Below are 2114 nucleotides of genomic sequence, written 5' to 3' on the forward strand. Positions count from 1 at the left end.
TAGATGACCACAACAGGTCCGCGTTCGCAAAATCCCGGACATCCGGTTCCTTTGGTACTGACTGTTGCTGCCAAACCCTGTTTTTCAATTTCCTGATGAAACGCTTCAATCACTTCATCTGCGCCTGAGGCAACACAACCGGCACCGGCACATATTGAAATGCAGGGATTGTTCGGGTCTCTTCTGGATAATATTTCTTGCCTGAAGCTTTCTAATTCTCCGGGCGTATTTAACCGCGCCATAATTTTCCCCTACTCATAAGTTTTTAAGGCTTCTGCTGTTTTGACCGGTGACATCTTACCATGGACTTTACCACCAACTTCCATCACAGGGCCCAGTGCGCAGCAGCCGAGGCAGTTAACAGTTTCCAGGCTGAATTTCAGATCAAGATCTGTTTCGCCGGGTTTAATACCGATTGCTTCTTCCACCGTATCAAGAATACGGGTGGCTCCGCGGACATGACAGGCGGTTCCCACACAGATGTGGACTTTATGACGCCCTTTGGGAACCAGGCTGAATGCTTTATAAAAGGTGGCAATATGCTGGATACGGGTCAAAGGAACGTCTAATTTTTCACTGACCCTCCCCAAGGCCTCCTTGGGAAGCCAATTGTTTTCACTTTGAATATCAAGCATTATTTGAAGCAAACTGCTTACTTCACCATTATGTTTGTCAATAATTTGATCTACTTTCTCAATTTCCATAAGACGTTATTCCTAATAGTTTTCTTTACCAAGATCCTTTGGTCAACCCATTGATTCTATGATTTGGTCACTGGACTCGCTGATAACATTTGCTGTCTGTATCATATTTAACCATACCGTGCCGGGATGAACTGATCATGTGCCGGGATACATCAGACGGGTTAAGACCTAATTTCTCAGCAATATCACCGGTTGACAGAGGATTGTCTTTCAGGAGCAACATAATCTGGCTGACGGCCAGTTTATCTGAAAAGATATCACCAAACAATGCGTTCATTTCACTGCTTTCGAAAAACTCGGTATAGGTTTGTTTTGATTTAAACGGAACCCTGAGTCTTTCTCTTTCTGCCAGCCTCATGTAGGGAACAAGTTTCCTGGCGGCTTCAAGCTTGAACTTTACTGTATCAGCGTCCATGCCTTCGCTTTTGCCAAGTGGCCCCAACTCTTTTATCTGTCTTGCAAAATCATCGGTATATTCTGCTAAAAGATTACCGTCCGCACCTGACATAAATTCGGTTCTCAGCCGGTTCGGGTTTAATCCTATGTGTTCCAATATCTTCCTGGCAATGTGTGTATTGGCAAGGGCATCGTAATTGCCATGGGTGACATAATTGCATTCGTCCAATTTACATCCGCCAATAAACACACCGTCTTGTCCGTTTGCAAAGGCTCTGAGTATAAATTCCAGGTCGACTCTACCGGAACACATAACTCTAATAAGCCTCATTTCATTTGCATATTGCAGTCTGGAAACTCCAGCCAGGTCAGCAGCACCATACGCTCACCAATGGCATACAAAACCTAATATTCTTGGTTTAAATTCAAGACCTGTACTCATTGTTTCCTCCTTTATTCATAGCCCCTTTACAAATATTGCGGGCTTTATTCATGGGATAACGCCTATACATTTTCAAGCACCGCATCCATCTGTTCTATGATATCTTCTTTTGTAATTGCCGCATCAATCTGATTAAAAAGCGCATCATTGGTAAAATGCTTTAAAACAATGGCATTTGTCGGACACTTTGCATTACACAAACCATCACCTTTACACAAAATCGGATTTACCCAGGCTTTTTTGCCTTTGGGTGTATCACGGAACTCAATGGCATCATATGTACACGCTGTAATACATGCACCGCAGGACACACAATCATATTCATTTACTTTGGCAACAGAACCTGAGGCAACAACCGTGTCTCTTGACAAAAGTGTCAGAACACGACCGGCCGCACCGTACGCCTGGTTAATGGTTTCGGGAATATGCTTGGGATAGTGAGCTGTACCGCAAAGGAAAACGCCATCCGTGGCAAACTCAACCGGTTTTAATTTAACATGGGCTTCTTTGAAAAACTCATCCGGGCTCAAGGTTACCTTGAAGTGACCGGCTATTTCTTCTGTTGACTCAGT

Annotated in this window: 4 protein-coding genes; all 4 read right to left on the minus strand. The window is 43.9% G+C overall.

All coding sequences use genetic code 11. The features are described 5' to 3' along the window. Positions 1-242 (minus strand): (2Fe-2S) ferredoxin domain-containing protein (locus BLT94_RS21610; protein WP_139169110.1); only part of this gene is annotated, 242 nt, incomplete at its 3' end. Between the two features lie 9 nt (positions 243-251). Beyond that, complete coding sequence (locus BLT94_RS21615) at positions 252-704, minus strand: complex I 24 kDa subunit family protein (protein WP_014955900.1); 453 nt, start codon at positions 702-704, stop codon at positions 252-254. 67 nt (positions 705-771) lie between these two features. After that, the gene (locus tag BLT94_RS21620) at positions 772-1542 is read right to left on the minus strand and encodes a hydrogenase iron-sulfur subunit (RefSeq protein WP_083863428.1); all 771 of its coding nucleotides are present in this window, start codon (positions 1540-1542) and stop codon (positions 772-774) included. Positions 1543-1604: 62 nt separating this feature from the next. Further along, positions 1605-2114: 4Fe-4S binding protein (locus BLT94_RS21625; protein ID WP_139169112.1), on the minus strand; the 510-nt coding region annotated here is incomplete at its 5' end.

Origin of the sequence: Desulfobacula phenolica (assembly GCF_900105645.1) — a bacterium.
Lineage (GTDB): Bacteria > Desulfobacterota > Desulfobacteria > Desulfobacterales > Desulfobacteraceae > Desulfobacula > Desulfobacula toluolica.

Bases quoted from the DNA above. Each gene is read 5' to 3' on its own strand.
- BLT94_RS21615 (WP_014955900.1), bottom strand. From the start codon at position 704: ATGGAAATTGAGAAAGTAGATCAAATTATTGACAAACATAATGGTGAA.